General features: G+C 43.8%; 14 protein-coding genes. 10 read left to right on the top strand and 4 right to left on the bottom strand.

Features of this window, described 5'->3' with window-relative positions:
• The first annotated feature begins 714 nt into the window (after window positions 1-714).
• From codB to ZX61_RS11920, 3 genes are all read left to right on the top strand, one after another.
• Window positions 715-1953, top strand: coding sequence for a cytosine permease (gene codB / locus ZX61_RS11930; RefSeq protein WP_049844842.1), 1239 nt, complete (start codon window positions 715-717; stop codon window positions 1951-1953).
• A 9-nt stretch (window positions 1954-1962) separates the two neighbouring features.
• Window positions 1963-3240 carry a cytosine deaminase gene (locus ZX61_RS11925; RefSeq protein ID WP_049844841.1) on the top strand — a complete coding sequence of 426 codons (1278 nt, stop codon included), beginning with the start codon at window positions 1963-1965 and terminating at the stop codon, window positions 3238-3240.
• Between the two features lie 899 nt (window positions 3241-4139).
• The gene (locus ZX61_RS11920) at window positions 4140-4601 is read left to right on the top strand and encodes a dCMP deaminase family protein (protein WP_049844840.1); all 462 of its coding nucleotides are present in this window, start codon (window positions 4140-4142) and stop codon (window positions 4599-4601) included.
• Here ZX61_RS11920 and ZX61_RS11915 read toward each other — a convergent pair.
• Window positions 4598-7234 (bottom strand): hybrid sensor histidine kinase/response regulator, encoded by a 2637-nt coding sequence (locus ZX61_RS11915; RefSeq protein WP_049844839.1) that lies wholly within the window; start codon window positions 7232-7234, stop codon window positions 4598-4600. The genes ZX61_RS11920 and ZX61_RS11915 overlap by 4 nt on opposite strands.
• A 162-nt stretch (window positions 7235-7396) precedes the next feature.
• On the opposite strand from ZX61_RS11915, the gene ZX61_RS11910 reads away from it, so the two are divergent.
• The 6 genes from ZX61_RS11910 to ZX61_RS11885 all read left to right on the top strand — a co-directional run bounded on the left by ZX61_RS11910 (window position 7397) and on the right by ZX61_RS11885 (window position 12089).
• Window positions 7397-7819 carry a hypothetical protein gene (locus tag ZX61_RS11910; RefSeq protein ID WP_049844838.1) on the top strand — a complete coding sequence of 141 codons (423 nt, stop codon included), beginning with the start codon at window positions 7397-7399 and terminating at the stop codon, window positions 7817-7819.
• Window positions 7794-8870, top strand: a complete 1077-nt coding sequence (locus tag ZX61_RS11905) for a sulfate ABC transporter permease (RefSeq protein ID WP_049844837.1) — start codon at window positions 7794-7796, stop codon at window positions 8868-8870. The genes ZX61_RS11910 and ZX61_RS11905 overlap by 26 nt, the downstream gene beginning before the upstream one ends.
• Window positions 8871-9198: 328 nt before the next feature.
• Window positions 9199-10635: a glyceraldehyde-3-phosphate dehydrogenase gene (locus ZX61_RS11900; protein WP_049844836.1), complete on the top strand. Its 1437-nt coding sequence runs from the start codon at window positions 9199-9201 to the stop codon at window positions 10633-10635.
• A gap of 236 nt (window positions 10636-10871) precedes the next feature.
• Complete coding sequence (locus ZX61_RS11895) at window positions 10872-11078, top strand: hypothetical protein (RefSeq protein ID WP_049844835.1); 207 nt, start codon at window positions 10872-10874, stop codon at window positions 11076-11078.
• A gap of 138 nt (window positions 11079-11216) precedes the next feature.
• Window positions 11217-11702 (top strand): acyl-CoA thioesterase, encoded by a 486-nt coding sequence (locus ZX61_RS11890; RefSeq protein WP_049844834.1) that lies wholly within the window; start codon window positions 11217-11219, stop codon window positions 11700-11702.
• A gap of 141 nt (window positions 11703-11843) precedes the next feature.
• On the top strand, window positions 11844-12089 hold the full coding sequence (locus tag ZX61_RS11885) for a hypothetical protein (protein WP_049844927.1): 246 nt from the start codon (window positions 11844-11846) through the stop codon (window positions 12087-12089).
• A 337-nt stretch (window positions 12090-12426) separates the two neighbouring features.
• Here the strand turns inward: ZX61_RS11885 and malG are convergent, their stop codons facing one another.
• The 3 genes from malG to malE form a co-directional block, all read right to left on the bottom strand.
• Window positions 12427-13317 (bottom strand): maltose ABC transporter permease MalG, encoded by an 891-nt coding sequence (malG, locus tag ZX61_RS11880; protein ID WP_049844833.1) that lies wholly within the window; start codon window positions 13315-13317, stop codon window positions 12427-12429.
• Window positions 13318-13330: 13 nt separating this feature from the next.
• On the bottom strand, window positions 13331-14905 hold the full coding sequence (malF, locus tag ZX61_RS11875) for a maltose ABC transporter permease MalF (protein ID WP_049844832.1): 1575 nt from the start codon (window positions 14903-14905) through the stop codon (window positions 13331-13333).
• Window positions 14906-14980: 75 nt separating this feature from the next.
• The gene (gene malE, locus ZX61_RS11870; protein ID WP_049844831.1) at window positions 14981-16162 is read right to left on the bottom strand and encodes a maltose/maltodextrin ABC transporter substrate-binding protein MalE; all 1182 of its coding nucleotides are present in this window, start codon (window positions 16160-16162) and stop codon (window positions 14981-14983) included.
• 663 nt (window positions 16163-16825) lie between these two features.
• On the opposite strand from malE, the gene malK reads away from it, so the two are divergent.
• A complete protein-coding gene (gene malK / locus ZX61_RS11865; RefSeq protein ID WP_049844830.1) occupies window positions 16826-17944 on the top strand; it encodes a maltose/maltodextrin ABC transporter ATP-binding protein MalK in 1119 nt (372 codons plus the stop codon).
• Window positions 17945-17954 lie beyond the last annotated feature (10 nt).

Genomic DNA, 17954 nt, shown 5'->3' with positions numbered 1-17954 from the left:
TAATAGTGACCCTTAATTAAGCCGAGGGTCACCTAGCCAACTGACGTTGTTAGTGAACCCATTTGTTCACACATATATCGGCCAATCTCACTTCTTGAGGTTGGCCTTTTCTTTTTATGGGTTAGGTGAATCACCTATCAGCTCATCGCACTATTGTTCCCATATATATCACTTACAGAGCATGCAACCAAAAGAGTTGGCAACTTCCTATTCTGAGTAGCCAGACACAACACTTCATACTCCTTCCTTCGTCGGTCTATAGAATGACAAAGGTCAACAACTAGATAACGTAGTAAAATAGCCTTTCTAAACCAATATAGGAGTTAAAGCATCATAAATGCCATTTTATATCTGTCAATCTACTCAACCATAGTCATTCAGACATAAAAATCGCTATAAAGACTCACAATCCCTCTCTTTTGACTGGCGCAACATAAACAGTACTACATATACATCAAGTTCAAAAAGATAACCATAGATTCACCAATCAATTGACGCTAGTTATACTGAAAAACACAAATAAAGATAGCTTTTTATTCATCCTAACAATTCATAACACATTGGTAATTAACATATTTATTAAGTAAACACCCCAAGCAATCGATTAAATAATCAATAAATCATTGACTCTATTATTTATATCACCATAATACGCGCCGTTTAACTATTTTCTACCTACAATTTGTATTGATAATCTATTTGCGGAGGTTATAAATGGCTGCGGACAATAACTACAGTCTTGGACCCGTGCCGACAACGGCAAGGAAAGGAGTCGCTTCACTTACCATGGTAATGCTTGGACTCACTTTTTTCTCCGCTAGTATGTGGACAGGCGGCTCCCTCGGCACTAGCCTCTCCTTTAATGATTTCTTCCTCGCTGTTCTCGTCGGTAACCTCATTCTAGGTATCTACACTTCTTTTCTTGGTTACATTGGCGCTTCTACTGGTCTTTCTACTCATCTTCTTGCGCGCTTCTCTTTTGGTACAAAAGGCTCTTGGCTCCCTTCAGCTCTATTAGGTGGTACTCAAGTCGGTTGGTTTGGCGTCGGTGTTGCGATGTTCGCCATCCCAGTGCAAAAAGCGACAGGTATAGATACCAATACACTAATTGTTGTGTCTGGTTTACTGATGACAGCCACGGTCTACTTCGGTATTAAGGCTCTAATGGTCTTGTCAGCGATTGCCGTACCTGCGATTGCAATTCTTGGCAGCTACTCTGTATCGATTGCAGTCGATAGTGTTGGCGGCTTTGAACAACTCAAACAAATTCAACCTGAAACTCCAATAGACTTTTCAGTCGCTCTAGCTATGGTTGTTGGTTCATTCGTTAGTGCGGGCACACTAACCGCCGACTTCGTGCGATTTGGTAGAAAACCGACCAGCGCCGTATTAGTCACTATGGTGGCATTCTTTATCGGTAATTCGCTGATGTTCATGTTCGGCGCAGCAGGTGCCGCAGCAACGGGTCAAGCGGACATCTCTGACGTCATGATCGCTCAGGGCCTGTTACTACCGGCTATCATTGTGCTTGGCTTGAATATCTGGACAACTAACGAGAACGCGCTGTATGCCTCTGGCCTTGGACTCTCGAACATTACAGGTCGTTCTAGTACCACTATGTCGATCATGAACGGCATCATTGGCACCATCTTCGCGCTATGGCTTTACAATAACTTTGTCGGTTGGCTGACATTTCTTTCGACGGCAATTCCACCGATTGGTGGCGTTATCATCGCAGACTTCCTAATCAACCGTAAACGTTACAAAGATTTTGCAAACGCGCAGTTCCAAACTATTAATTGGGCAGGCATTATTGCGGTCGCAATCGGCGTTGCTGCAGGCAAGTTTATTCCTGGAGTTGTCCCCCTGAACGCTGTGCTAGGCGGTTCACTTTGCTACGCAATTCTCAATCCATTACTCAACAAACACGCGCTGAAAACACAAACAGCGTAAGGAAGCATCATGACAAAGTTATTGATCAAAAACGCAATGCTACGCAATCAAGAAGGTCTGAAGCAGATTCTTATTGAAGACGGTCAATTCAAGCAGATTCTCGACAACGATGCAGACCTTGCTTTTGACGGTAATATTCTAGATGCCGAGGGCGGCTTAGCTGTCGCACCTTTCTGTGAACCGCACATTCACTTAGATACCACTCAAACGGCAGGTGAGCCTAGCTGGAATATCTCGGGTACCTTATTTGAAGGTATCGAACGTTGGGCGGAGCGCAAAGAGCTACTCTCAATTGAAGATGTCAAAAGCCGCGCGAAACAAACCCTAAAGTGGCAAATCGCTAACGGTGTCCAACATGTTCGTACTCATGTAGACGTTTCTGATCCAACCTTAATCGCGTTGAAAGCAATGCTTGAGGTTAAAGAAGAGATGAAAGACTGGGTCGACATTCAAATTGTCGCTTTCCCGCAAGAAGGTATTCTCTCTTACCCAAATGGCAAAGAACTGCTAGAAGAAGCGGTGCAATTAGGCGCTGATGTTATCGGTGCGATTCCTCACTTCGAATTTACCCGCGAGTATGGTGTCGAGTCACTTCATTATGTGTTCGAACTCGCTCGTAAGTACGACCGCCTGATCGATATTCACTGTGACGAAATTGATGATGAGCAATCACGCTTCGTTGAAACTGTTGCCGCACTAGCACACAAATATGAAATGGGCGACCGAGTGACAGCGAGCCACACTACAGCAATGGGGTCATACAACGGCGCGTATGCATCCCGCTTGTTCCGACTGTTAAAGATGTCAGGCATCAGCTTTGTCGCTAACCCGTTAGTGAACATTCACCTACAAGGCCGTTTTGACGATTATCCGAAACGCCGTGGCGTGACTCGTGTGAAAGAAATGCTAAACGCTGGTATCAATGTCTGCTTTGGTCATGACGACGTGTTTGACCCTTGGTATCCATTAGGTACAGCAAACATGTTACAAGTACTGCATATGGGTTTACATGTTACTCAGGTCATGGGTTACGATCAGGTCAACAATGGTTTGGATTTAATCAGCACTAATTCAGCGCGCACGTTAAACATCCAAGACAAACACGGTATTGAGCAAGGCAAGCCAGGTAGCTTACTTATCCTACCGGCAGAGAATGGCTTTGATGCAGTACGTCGCCAAGTACCTGTGCGTTACTCTGTTCGTAACGGTAAGGTGATCGCTGAAACACAACCAGCAAAGACTCATATCCATCTTGATAGCCAAGAAGAAGTGACGTTCAAACGCTAAAAGGACATTAGTGTGAAATGCATAAAGGGAAGTGGCTGCTTCCCTTTTTTATTCTAGAATGAGTCATGTTTTATCTAGACAAAAGAAAACCCCACTAAGCTCTCGCCTAGTGGGGTTCTATTCTTACTCGCAGCAATCCGGCTACTAATAGGTGCTCCCTGCATCTATTCCTTGATAGTACGCTGAATCCTTCAGCACTTTCCTTATCATCGCCATCCTAGCGGTGTCCTTGGCAATCCAGCCCGTTAGCTATCCTCGCTAACTCTCATCGCTTTATCCATAAGCGGTGTCCCTGACTCTATCATCCTGATAGATATTGCCTTAGTCCGTTAAGCGTCCATTGTCTATCCTTTTGTAACCATCCTAGTTACTAGCGTCCAGCCAATGTCCTTCGCTTTCCATGCCAATTATTCGTCCTGAATAATCGAATCTTCGTCCTGAAGATGACCAATCCTTGGGTCTTTCCTGTTCCGTGTCTGCTCCCTGCTGACAACTTAAGATTATGGCTTCGCTACTGTTTTCACAACGCTGTTATTCATTTTCCCACACCCCGCCTGCAGTTCAATAAATATACATACTTTTATTATTCATGACGTTACAACTCAACGCGCCCAATTTCTCAGTGATCGCTTCTCACATTACTCACGCCTTTGTAAGAGATCTCGCACACGAACCCGGGGGAATATCCGATATAAACAGACCTTCTACAATTGACAAAAGGTGACCAAAATCCCACTATCATTTGGCTCATCAGATGGTAACTTCACTTACCAGCGGTTTTTTCTGGACTATACGACGTTAAACTAGGATATTATAAGCAGATCCATATCACACAACGTTGAATACTCGCGATAAACCTACCCGGTCTATCCATTAACTATCTCCTAGAGGAAGATTGAATGATTTCAAAATGGGCACAACGCTTTTACCAAATGGCAGAACTAGTTGGCTCTTGGAGTAAAGATCCCTCCACTCAAGTCGGCGCTGTAATAACGAAGCAAAACCGTATCGTCTCTGTAGGCTTCAATGGTTACCCACACGGTATTTCAGACAGTGCGATGACCGATGATCGCGAAATGAAGTATTTGAAAACACTTCATGCAGAGGAGAATGCCATCCTTTTTGCAAAGCGTGACTTAGACGGGTGTGAGATTTGGGTCACCCATTTTCCTTGTCCTAATTGTGCGGCTAAGATCATTCAGACCGGTATTTCAGCGGTTCACTGTCCAGAGCAAACACAAGACTTCCTTTCCCGATGGGGAGATAAGATCAAAGTAAGCCAAGAAATGTTCCTTCAAGCTGGTGTAAAAGTTAACTGGCTACCGCTTGATGATTTGGAACAGATAGACCATGCAAATTAAAGGGTAACCTTTAAACGCTCAAAAGTGTCGAATAGCTGTTGAGATTTATAGGGTTTAGGAAGGTACGCATCCATACCTGCTTCGAAACAGCTTTGAATTTCTTCAGGCAAGACACTCGCCGTTAAGGCGATAATCGGCACTTTCTGTTTACCTTTATCCGCCTCCCATCGACGAATCTCCTTTGTTGCAGTTAGCCCATCCATAATCGGCATCATGCAATCCATCAGAATTGCACAAAAGCTTTCACCCGTTTTAACTGCGTTAAGCGCATCTAGTCCGTTACTTGCTATCACGTATTCAATGCCAATTTTATTAAGAAAAAATGAGGCGATTTTTTGGTTCATTAGATTGTCTTCAACAATCAGAACTTTCTTTACTCCCGATAAGTGAATATCTGGTTCAAAGCTTGTCTCCGAGATGTCTTTTAGTTGATGCTTGCTTAATGCTGCTTCCAGAACAAACTCAAATCGGTGCCCTAGAATTGGTAACGCGATTGAACCGCCAAGCAATACATCTAATTCTGGCTTGGTAAATAGATGATGACTCAAGCCGATGACTTCCGCCGAAGGGTAATAGGTTCTTAGCTTAGTGACATCTTTTCTTGCACTTCGACTGCGTTCCGTGCAATAGAGAATGAATGGCACCTCATCACCCTTCAAAGGGATGTCTTCAACTGTGTTGTATACCTCAAGTTGAACACCAAGCCGGGCACTTTCCACCTTGATTAACTGAAGGTAATTGGAGTCATTGCTAACGAGAATGCCATGTGCTGCCAAATTAATGGGTTCTGGCTGCTTCTCGCTAATAGTTAACGGAATGGTCAATGAAAAGCGACTGCCAACCCCAGTAGTTGAGTTTACCTCAATCTTGCCGCCCATTAGTTCGGCTAACTGACGACATATCGCCAACCCAAGTCCTGTACCACCATAACGTCGAGTAATACTCCCATCCTCCTGGGTAAACGGTTTGAAGATTTCACTTAACTTGTCATGAGAAATCCCGATACCATTATCAATGACATGGCATACGAGTTGTTGTGATTCAGCAGTAAGTTCGATCGCTACTACGCCATTGCGGGTAAACTTGATCGCGTTACTTAATAAGTTCATCAGCACTTGCTGGAAACGAAAGTCATCTACATCAATAAATGAAGGTAGGTGGAGAGAAAAAGAGACTTGGACTTCTACCTGTTGCTTGAGTGCATTTGCTGACACCATATTTATGGTTTCATACACGGTTTCTCTTAGATCAACACTGTGGGGGGCTAACACCAAGTTCCCTGACTCTATCTTGGACAAATCAAGAATATCATTGATCAACAGTAACAACGCATGTGACGAGATATCAACGTCGGCCAATATCTCTCTTTGAGCCGTGGTCAAGTGACTATCAGAAAGTATCTCTGTCATTCCGATAATACCATTAAGCGGTGTACGAATTTCGTGAGACATATTGGCAAGAAAAATGCTCTTGGCTTTATTGGCCGCCTCAGCACGCTCTTTTGCCTGTACCAAGTTTCGCTCATATTCATTTTGTTGCTCGATAATCTGGTTCAATCGTTTGGCAAATGAAGAGAACTCGTCGTTGCCGTCTATCGGTATTTTCTCTGCACCATCTTTCTCTTTCATATGCCCCATTACCAAAATGATCTTGGCAAGTTTAGAATTGATCCTATAAACGGTACTTGCTCCCCAAGCAAACATGATGATAAATACTGAACAGCCGGAGATTCCGATTAACCATAATCCTTTTTCTGCATTGCGAATACTAACCGCAATCTGATCTCGTAGGCTAAGGGAAAAGGTGATGAGTCTTTTTTCAACAGCTTTATTCCTTGTATTAATTATCTCAACGAATTCTGATGGCGATATATTCTCTCCAGAACGGCTCAACAAAACTTCTTTCGCCAATGTACCGCGCTGAAATTCTCGACTCGCGAAGAGATCAAGAAGCACCTGAACCTGTTGAGAATCCGCACCCAAACTGACAAACTTATCGAGGTAAAGCTGTTGCCTTTCTCTGATACGAAAGTATTCCTCTGCATAATCCGAATATTGCCATTCCAACCATCGGATTTCTTGAGTTAGCCACGCTTCCCTTTCCATCCAAAAATACAGCCAACTTAGATCCGACAAAACCAAATCAAGATGATGAACACTGAGAGAAGTGCCATGACTTTCTAAACTATGCACTTCCACAAGTAAATCGTGATAGATGGTATAGATCAATTGGCCCAACTCTATCGTTGAAGCTGAGTCAGAGTTGACCAATTCAGGTAACAAATACTGCAACTCTTCAATAAAACTGCTGGCTTGATTTGGAGTTTGAATCCCGTGATGGACATGATCTGAGGTATGTGCTGTTTTGGCAATTAACGCCATTGTTTGCTGAGCGCGATTTATTGATGCATTCGCGTTTTGGCCAGCTAAACGTTGATTCAGAGCGACATACAGGTGATGAGAAAACTCAGCCAATAGTGTGATGGTCTCATTCTTCTCATCGACTAATTGATAGCTATGTAGCCTGTCTTGAAAGTCCTTAGCTAAGTTAGCACTGAAAGCGATGATGACAAGTGTAGGTATCAGACACAGAATAAATAGTCTACTTTTAATAGACATATTAGTCAGTAACATCCGGATTCATTCCTTGAATCAATTTAAGACTATAGAAATCTAAGTCTAGTTGATTATTCAATCAGGGGCGTAAGAAATAACAACAAACAATAAGGCTGACTGACTACCAGACAAGTAAAAAACATTTTAATTAACCATCAACGTCAGAAAGAAAAGGATATTTTGATCAGGCTAATACTCTCAACTCTTTTGTTTTGGTTCGCTTTTCAAGCCAGTGCGAATAGCTTTGCTGTTATTACGCTCAACCCAGACCTTAAGGCTTTACGCTCAAATCAAGTCAAATTACTTTATCGTGGCCGCGTTTCGCACATAAATGGTATTCCTGTTCGTCTCCTTGATCTTCCCCGTGATTCCGAAAATCGTGAATACTTCTACCGCAAACTCCTCAATAAATCTCCGACTCAAATGTCTGCAATTTGGGCCAAATTATCTTTCTCAGGTAAAGCGATTGTCCCGGTAGAACTTCCTGATGAATCACTCGAACTCATTCTCCATTGGCTAGAGAACAACGCAAATGGTATCGCGTATGTTCCTAAAGAACTGCTTCCAGAGGACGCCTATGTCATATATCAGCTTGCGGACTAATTATAGCTATCTGTTGTTAACCATTGTTATGCTTTGGGGTATTCCTACACTCAGCCTGGCTCAGGTAACGCTTTCAGATAATATTCAGCTTAGTGGGTTTGGGACATTTGCTGCTGCGAAGAGTGACAATCAACTCCCCATTCTTTCTGGACGAAACATTACCGATGAATGGTGTTTTGATTGTGATACTACCTTAGGTGTTCAAGCCGATTGGCGAATCTCTTCGAAACTTCGTACTACGGTTCAAGTAGTTAAAAGACCAGAGGATACGTTTTCCTCTCCTGAACTTGAAAGAGCATTGATTGAATACAGTACAGAGTCATTCCGAGCAAAAGTTGGCCGATTACGAACTCCGATGTTTATTATGTCTGAGTACTACTATGTTTCTAGCGCGTACCCGTGGATACGCTTACCGCCAGAAGTATACGGCAATAGCCTTGGGCTGACTTACTATGAAGGAGTTTCTGTAGACATGTTGCATGCATTTGATAATGGTAATCAAATTGTATTCTCTCCTTATATCGCTATCCCACGCGAAGAACAAGTTAACCAATATGGCGCACCGTTTTCGTTAGAAATTTCCAGAGCCCTTGGTTTTAGCTCTGAATTTTTGTACGGCGATAGCTTACTACACATTGCCTATGTCAACCTTGGAGCAACTCTTACAGGATTACGCACAGTCCCAAAGTCTTACGACCTTGACGTATTCTCACTTGGTATTAGCCACTATTTCGGACAACTCCATTTTCAAGCAGAGACTATGCTTTCACAGAACTTCAGCTCAGACTGGTACATTAGTGTTGACTATCAACTCGAAAACCTTACGCCATATATTCAGTACGGGCAGGCGCGACTGACACATGATACAGAAAGCTATTTAGTGGGGTTCCGCTACGATTGGACACCCCAATTAAACACGTCAATCGAATGGCAACGTTTCTACGGTAGAGAAAACGTGATCAGTGGACACTTCACCGTGCCGCAAGATCCGACTAAACCCTTTAGTACCAAAGTCGATCTGTTCTCTATTGGTTTATCGTTTACCTTTTAAGTAGATAGAGTGACACAGATCTAATTGAAAAGATTTTTATTAGATCGTATTACATAAATTATGTGCTTCTAGTATTTTTTAGTACAAATTAAGATTGCTTGTTTTAAAATGTCAACAGACACTACCACCTACAATTTATAGTAAAATTCGCCACAAGTGAGTACCATCACAGCCAAAATAACCTGAATTAATTTTACTAGCAGAATAAGATGTTAGGCCTTACAATCCTGCCGCATAAAAATTACAAAATTAATACATTTCCTCTATTCACTCCCCTACAGGTGAAATAGAGTCAGTCCCCAAAAAACGTGAAAGGTCCATACAAACAATGAGTCCAGAGAAACACCTCTTAGATTGGCAAATGAGCCAAACGATTGCGGAAACTATTTCTCCACTTCTAGGTCAACTTTACCGTCACAAAGGCGTCGAAGTTCTACTCTTTGGTAAAACACTGGTTAATGCAGCGACCATCGACATCATTAAAACTCACCGTTTAGCACGTCGCTATACAGGTACTGCTCTTACTCCAGAGCAAACTCTTCCTCTCATCAAAGCGCTTGCTGAAATGGAACTTTCTCCATGCCGTATCGACATTGGCCAGCTTGCCCATGAATTCTGGCAAAGTCGTGATGATGAACACGGTGTTAAAGACTTCCTTCACTCATCTCTACTAGGCGCTATGAATGGCGAGACCGTGACAGAGCCACGTGACGTTGTATTGTACGGTTTTGGTCGCATTGGTCGCCTTTTGACTCGCCTTCTGGTTGAAAAATCAGGTCCAGGTTACCCACTTCGCCTGCGTGCAGTTGTTGTTCGCGGTGGCAAGAAAGGTGACTTAGAAAAACGCGCTAGCCTGCTGCGCCGAGACTCTGTACATGGTCAATTCAACGGCAGCATTATTGTTGATGAAGAGCGCAAAGCCATCATTGCCAACGGTAACTACATTCAGTTTATTTACGCAAATAAGCCTGAAGAAGTCGATTACACCAGCTACGGGATCAACCACGCTCTGGTCGTAGATAACACAGGTGTATGGCGTGATGCCGAAGGTTTAGCACAGCACCTAGAATGTAAAGGAGCGGAAAAAGTTCTGCTTACAGCTCCAGGTAAAGGCGACATTAAGAACGTGGTATTTGGAGTTAACGACAGCGTTATCCAACCTGAAGACGCCATCGTCTCTGCAGCAAGCTGTACCACCAATGCGATTACCCCTGTACTTAAGGCAATCAACGACAAGTTTGGTGTAATTTCTGGCCACATTGAAACGGTTCACTCGTTTACCAATGACCAAAACTTGATTGATAACTTCCACTCTGGCGAGCGTCGCGGTCGTAGTGCTTCTTTGAACATGGTTCTAACCGAGACGGGCGCGGCGAAAGCGGTAGCGAAAGCCCTACCAGAGCTTGCAGGCAAGTTAACAGGTAACGCTATCCGTGTACCAACGCCAAACGTATCAATGGCGATTGCTAATCTGAATCTTAAACAAGGCACAGATAAAGAAGAGCTAAATAACTACCTACGTGAAATGGCACTGACGTCTGAACTATCTGCGCAAATTGACTACACAGAATCGACTGAAATTGTATCAACTGACCTAGTGGGCTCTCGCTTTGCTGGTGTTGTTGATGGTGCTGCGACCATCGCTCAAGACAGCCGCTGCGTGCTATACATCTGGTATGACAATGAGTTTGGCTACAGCTGTCAGGTTGTTCACTGTATGGAACAAATGATGGGCGTTCGTTACAAGACTTACCCAACAAAATAAGCTCAGGGATTCATTAATTTGGGTAAGCGATTTGGGCTTCTCAGATTAATCATAAGAATATCGCCCCGGAGCTTCTGGGGCAAAACTCCACAACACTATACCTATAATAATCCCCCGTAGTTGCCACTTTCTTGTTAGAAAGTGGCTTTTTTGTATTCACCTTAATTTGTGTACCTGTTCATGTTTGATTCATTTACCCTAGGTTAATCTAGCCATGTAATTGAGAGGTAATAATTATGAATAGAGTCATTTCTGGTATTCTGGCATTGTTTATTGGTGTATTCACCCTTCTGTTTAGCTTGATCATGGTGATTCCATTGACCATTGCAACGGTCATCACAGGTAAAAAGATCGAGAAATCGCTTAAGATGAATCGCTCTGCTTCTTCGCAGCAAAATGATCGCTCGGTACTAGAGGGAGAATATGAAGACGTATCAAAGTAAATATGAAGCGTTGATATCTGCTTGGCCTTTATCCCTCGCGGCTATGGAGACACTTAATGTCAATAATTGTTGCAGATAGTTAATCAGTTTGTTATTAAAGATGGAACACGCAACATAATAACAACTAAGGACTAACGGATGAGCAAAGGTCAACGCGATATTACGTTACGGTTTCTTGCTGAACCAGGAGATGTGAATTTTGGAGGCAAAGTTCACGGTGGAGCCGTGATGAAATGGATCGATTTGGCAGCCTACGCCAATGCTGCGGCTTGGAGTGGTAAGTACTGTATCACTGCCTATGCAGGTGGAATCCGCTTTGTTGCGCCAATACATGTGGGCAACCTTGTCGAAGTGAGCGCCAAAGTCATCTATACAGGTCGTAGCTCAATGCATATTGCCATTGACGTGCAAGCGAGTGATCCTAAAGAAATGAACAATCGTCTAACTACCCACTGCATCGTCATCATGGTTGCAGTAGACGAGAATGGAACACCGACCTCAGTGCCTGAGTGGGTACCAGAAACACCAGAAGATATCGAATTACGCGACTCAGCAATCCGCTTAATGAATATGCGTAAAGAGATTGGTGAAGAGATGGAAGCACACGTTAAGTACCTAAAATAGTGAACTTTCTTCCAAGTTGGGGGCCTTGCGCCTCCATTCTAATACCCGTAACCACAACGCCACATTTCTGTCATTTTTCCTTCATCTTGATTTGATTAAATCCGCTGACTAAAACAAAGATCGCGGATGAAGGAACCTCTATTGGAACTCAGTGAAACCACCTTGAGTGAAACTACACTATCAAACTTAAAAGCTGTTGAATACCAATGGGTTCGTACCATGTATGTCGAAGGTTACGGTGAAGATGAGATCAACCATTATATCCGCACCTGCTTTGGTGGCGACGATACCTTCGCAGACCTATTCAGAAAAGTGGCACTATCTCAAGAGAGCATCTACGTACTACTTCAATACCTTGGATGCGCTCCTTCTAACCGAGAACTCTAAACAAACAGCGTGTTGCTCACCGCAAGTAAATGCAACAACACCCATCATTACAAACCAGAACCTATACCCAGTCGCACCGACTCACCCTGGCGATTTCATTCCAAAGTAAGCACTTTATACTGCCCCTGTTTTAGCGTTATTTAGGTACAAAAAAACCCGGGACAAAGCCGGGTTTTGGTTACAAAAACTGTTAGTAGTGAAATAGTAAGGAATCTAGCTAACAGCCAGCTATGCGTAACGCCAGTTCTGCTCTCTACTTAACTGATCGGCGGCCAAACCAAAATTGTTGAGCGGAGACACAAAATGGGCGACCTCGCGGTCGCCCTTATCGTTCTTATTAACCTTTCACACCACCAGCGGTCAATCCTCCGACCAACCAGCGCTGTGCAAGTAAGAATACGACGGTAATTGGTAGTGCAGATAACACTGCTGCTGCTGCAAAATCACCCCATAGATAGTTCTGTGGATATAGATACTGCTGCATACCAACCGCTAATGTATATGAGTTTACATCAGAAAGTAGTAAAGATGCTACCGGAACTTCACCAACCACACCAATGAACGACAGAATGAATACAACCGCAAGGATAGGCACCGACAATGGTAGTAGTACCAATTTGAATGCTTGCCATGGTGTTGCGCCATCAAGCGCAGCCGCTTCTTCTAACGAGTTATCAATCGTTTCAAAGTAGCCTTTAATCGTCCATACGTGCAGAGCAATACCACCCAAGTAAGAGAAAATCAGACCACCATGTGTATTCAAACCAAGGAACGGAATGTACTGACCTAGCTTATCGAATAGGGCATAAAGTGCCACGAGCGCTAGTACTGCAGGGAACATCTGGAAGATCATCATCGCCTTAAGGATGGTCTCTTTACCTTTAAAACGCATACGAGCAAACGCATATGCTGAGGTTGTAGATAGAGCAACGATTAGAATTGAAGTGATGCCCGCCACTTTGACCGAGTTCCATAGCCACAGTAGCACTGGGAATGGAGGTGGTGTAACACTACCATCTGCATTGGTTACCGAGAAACCAAGCGCCAGTTTCCAGTGCTCTAGAGATGGGTTCTCAGGAATAATACTACCCGTCGCAAAGTTACCTTCACGGAAGGAAATCGCAATAACCATTAATAATGGGAAGATTATCGCCGAAAGAAAAATCCATAGGGCTGCATGTGTCGCCCATACACGGTATTTAAGTGATTTACCTTGTACCATTGCCATTATCCGGTACTCCTTAATCTTGAGACAGCTTAGTGAAACGTAGGTTGAGTAGTGCCAATCCACCTACTAATAGGAAGATAAGCGTCGCAATTGCACTCGCTAGACCGAAGTCTTGACCACCAGCACCTTCAAACGCGATACGGTAGGTGTAGCTTACTAGAAGGTCTGTATAACCGGCTGGCTCTGAGGTACCAATCATGTTTGGACCACCTTGAGTCAGAAGCTGAATCAATACGAAGTTGTTGAAGTTGAATGCGAAACTTGCGATTAACAGCGGCGTTAGCGGTTTAATCATCAACGGCATGGTGATTTTACGGAAGTTGTCGATAAAGTTAGCACCGTCAATCGCAGACGCTTCAAACAAATCTTCTGGAATCGCTTTTAGCAGACCCATACACAGAATCATCATGTAAGGGAAGCCAAGCCATACGTTAACAACCAGCACCATGCTCTTAGCCATAATAGGGTCAGAGAACCAAGCAGGGCTAATACCAAACAGGGCTTCAAGCACCATATTGATCTCACCAAAGCTCTGGTTGAACAAACCTTTGAAGATCAGAATCGAAATAAACGCAGGTACCGCATACGGAAGGATTAGCAGAACACGGTAAATTGCTCGGCCCTTCAGCTCTTCCCACTGTACGACACTCGCCAACACCAAGCCAATCACTACTGTTAGACCAACAGTCAGTGCTGAAAAGAGTACTGTCCAGATAAAGATACTGATGAAAGGTTCTTTGATACCATCATCTTTCCATACACGCTCGAAGTTGTGCGTACCGATATCAACGATAAAGCCTGGTGATACGGTTGAACCAACAAACTGACCATTTTCATCTACTGGTTGATAGAATCCTACTTCCATATTTGGGCGTAGATACTCTTGAGTTCGGTTGTTAAGTAGTGTTTCGCCATCATCTTGTAGGGTGTAAAGAGGCACGACTGCTGCAAACTTACGCAAGCCACTCATGCGGATATCTTCACCTGATGGTAAATGGAGATCTAGGCTACCGAGCAGCGACTTGTTCTTAATAATGGTTTTGATTTTTTCTTTCTCACCCGCCACTGAATCTACAACAGAGAGATCCATACCTGAAGTAGATAGCGTCGCAAGATTGAACGTATCGGTTGCTAGAAGCTGATCACCTTTCTTAACAGCAAGGCGGTGACCTTCGTCTGTTTTATATAACGTAAATGGATAGCTGTCACCGCTTTGGAAAGTGCGGTCCATTAGAACCGATTGAGCACGTTCATAGGAAAGCTGGTTTTTCGCACTGTAGTTTGTGAAAGCAAGACCAACGGTGTACGCAAGTGGGAACAGGATGAACAAAATCATGCCTGCAATACCTGGGTAAATATAACGATGTGCGTAGGTCTTTTTACTACCGAAAATGAATAACGCGAGTGCGGTTAGGATTAGGGTAAGTAGGGCAAAGGCCAACTCACCGCGAGAATACATTAGAATCGTTGCGTATCCATTAATGATACCTACAGAGCCCAGTAAGCCCCATTTGATGAATACACTTTTACTTGATGGCAAGCTCGTTGTTGTAGACGACATCGCATCTGTACCTTGAACTGACTGCATAAAAGAACCTGCTAGCGATAATAAAACTTGAAAATGAAGGAGGGGTTACCCCCTCCTTAAAAAGGTAAAACTGAATTATTTAGTCATTTGTTTTTCTGCATCTGCAAGTGCTGCATCTACAGTTTGACGGCCATCAACGATGTTGATGATTGCATTTTTCGCGCTGCCCCAGAATGCGTTCATTTGAGGGATATTTGGCATAATTTCGCCGTTCATCGCGTTGTCCATTGTCGCTGCGATACGCTTGTCAGCATCTAGTTCACGCTGGAAAGAGTTAAGAGCAACAGCTCCTAGTGGCTTATCGTCATTAACTTTACGTAGACCATCGTTAGTCAGTAGGTAGTTTTCGATGAACTCAACTGCTAGATCTTTGTTTGGAGAAGCCGTGCTGATACCAGCGGTTAGTACACCAACGAATGGCTTAGAGGACTGACCGTTAAACTTCGGTAGCGTTGTTACACCGTAGTTGATACCAGACTTCTCGATGTTACCCCATGCCCAAGGGCCGTTGATTGTCATCGCAGTCTTACCTTGGTTAAACGCAGACTCAGAAACTGAGTAATCCATGTCTGAAGAGATAACGCCCTTGTCTACAAGACCTTTAACAAAGTTCATTGCATCTTTAACACCGTCGTTTGCGATACCCGCATCTTTCACGTCGTAACCTGCAGCACCGTATTTGAACGCGTAACCACCATCAGCAGCCATTAGTGGCCAAGTGAAGTACGGTTCTTTAAGGTTCCACATAATTGCAGACTTGCCGTCTTTCTTAAGTTTTGCATCAATCGTAGCTACTTCTTCCCAGCTCTTAGGTGGGTTTGGCACTAGGTCTTTGTTGTAAATAAGAGATAGAGACTCAACCGCTACTGGGTAGCCAATGATTTTGCCGTTGTATTTCACTGCATCCCATGCGAAATCTACGATGCCTTCTTTAAGATCTTTAGAAGGAGTGATCTCAGCCAGTAGACCCGCTTCTGCGTAACCACCAAAGCGATCGTGAGCCCAGAACACAATATCAGGACCGTCACCAGTCGCCGCTGTTTGAGGGAACTTATCTTGAAGCGCATCAGGGTGAGCCACTGTCACTTTAATACCTGTGTCTTCTTCAAACTGTTTACCTACTTCAGCAAGTCCGTTATAGCCTTTATCGCCGTTGATCCAGATTGTTAATTGACCTTCTTCGATAGCAGCATTTGCACCAAAAGAGCCAAGAGCAACAAGAGTTCCAAGTGCTACTGTGCTTAGGGCATTTTTCATGTTCATATCCTTTTTATATTTGTGTTGTAGGGCTCCACCAGAGGTTTCGCCGTATTTCAGCACTTATTTTCAGCCAAACTGACAAAAGGCTCATCCTCCTACTCCCTACGCCCTAGCTATTATGGACTATTTTCGTGATCGCCATCGTCACAGGTTGGTGACCAAAGTCTCAAAACCATCTCTTTGTGTGATCGATTTCAATGTAACCGAACGGAAATATTTGAACTCGATCTCGCAACATCTTCAATACCCTTTCATACCTCCTCCCCTCCTACTACCCCTACAAAAACTTGGCTTGGGAGGATGCAGTTGAAGGGTGAATTACGCAAACTACAGACATCCAAGAGTGGATGGTAAGAACCCTTTCCAGTAACACGTGATTCATGGTGACTGGTTACAATGCCGCTAGGGTTTGCAAATGAGTGCACAAGTCACGTAGGTATTCAGGAAACTGATTCGTTCGGGGGAGAAGCTTGTGTCACACGGGGGAAAGCAAACCTGAATTTGGCTTGGTGGGTGATGTGAGGAACTCCTTCACCCATATTTTCTTACATTATATTATATAGAATCCATTCCTTACCAAATTCCTACTATTATTGCCTACTCCATAATTCATATAATGTTAGGCAGTAAAATATAAAAAATTGATCGAGGACGAGCTAGATGGCGAGTGTCACGTTAAAAAATGTATGTAAAGCTTACGGTGACGTACTGATTTCCAAGAATGTTGACTTAGATATCCAAGAAGGCGAATTTGTCGTCTTTGTTGGCCCATCAGGTTGTGGTAAATCAACATTGCTACGTTGTATCGCTGGTCTAGAAGATATCACTTCGGGTGATCTCTACATTGGTGATGAACGCATGAATGAGGTTGAACCTTCAAAACGTGGTGTTGGCATGGTGTTCCAGTCATACGCACTTTACCCGCACCTAAACCTTTACGATAATATGTCTTTTGGTCTGAAGTTAGCTAAAGCTGACAAGGGTGAAATCAGCAAACGTGTTGAACACGCTGCTGAAATTCTTCAGCTTAGCCACTTGCTTGAGCGTCAACCTAAAGCACTGTCCGGTGGTCAACGTCAGCGTGTTGCTATCGGCCGTACACTAGTTTCTCAGCCTAACGTATTCCTACTTGATGAACCGCTTTCAAACCTTGATGCGGCGCTACGTGTACAAATGCGCTCTGAAATTACTAAATTGCAGCGCAAACTTGGTTGTACCATGATCTACGTAACGCACGATCAGGTAGAAGCGATGACAATGGCAGACAAAATCGTGGTTCTTGACGCTGGTTTTGTTTCTCAAGTTGGTCGCCCGCTAGAGTTATACCATTACCCTGAAAATCGTTTTGTTGCGGGCTTCATTGGTTCACCTAAGATGAACTTTATGAGTGTCTTCATTGAAGCAGCAGAAAAAGATCGCGTGATGGTTCAACTTGCCAACGGTACAGCTTTCTGGATTCCTGTTGATGGCACTACCGTAACTCGCGGTGAGCGCATGTCGCTAGGTATTCGCCCTGAGCACTTACTACCTGCAAACGAAGGTGATGCAACCATCGAAGGTGAAGTCAACATTGTTGAGAAGCTTGGTAACGAAACTCAAGCCTACCTACATATCGATGCCGCTGATGCTGACATGATCTATCGCCAACCAGACACGTTAGATGTTGAGCCGGGTGACAAACTCGCTGTTGGCATTCCAGCTCACCGTTGCCATCTATTCCATAGCGATGGCAAAGCATGTCGCCGCTTGTACAAAGAAGCTGGCCTTAGCTTCGAGTAATTACCCGCTT

Source organism: Vibrio sp. VPAP30 (assembly GCF_001188205.1).
GTDB classification, from domain to species: Bacteria; Pseudomonadota; Gammaproteobacteria; order Enterobacterales; family Vibrionaceae; genus Vibrio; species Vibrio bivalvicida.
This window is presented reverse-complemented; position numbering and strand designations above follow the sequence as displayed.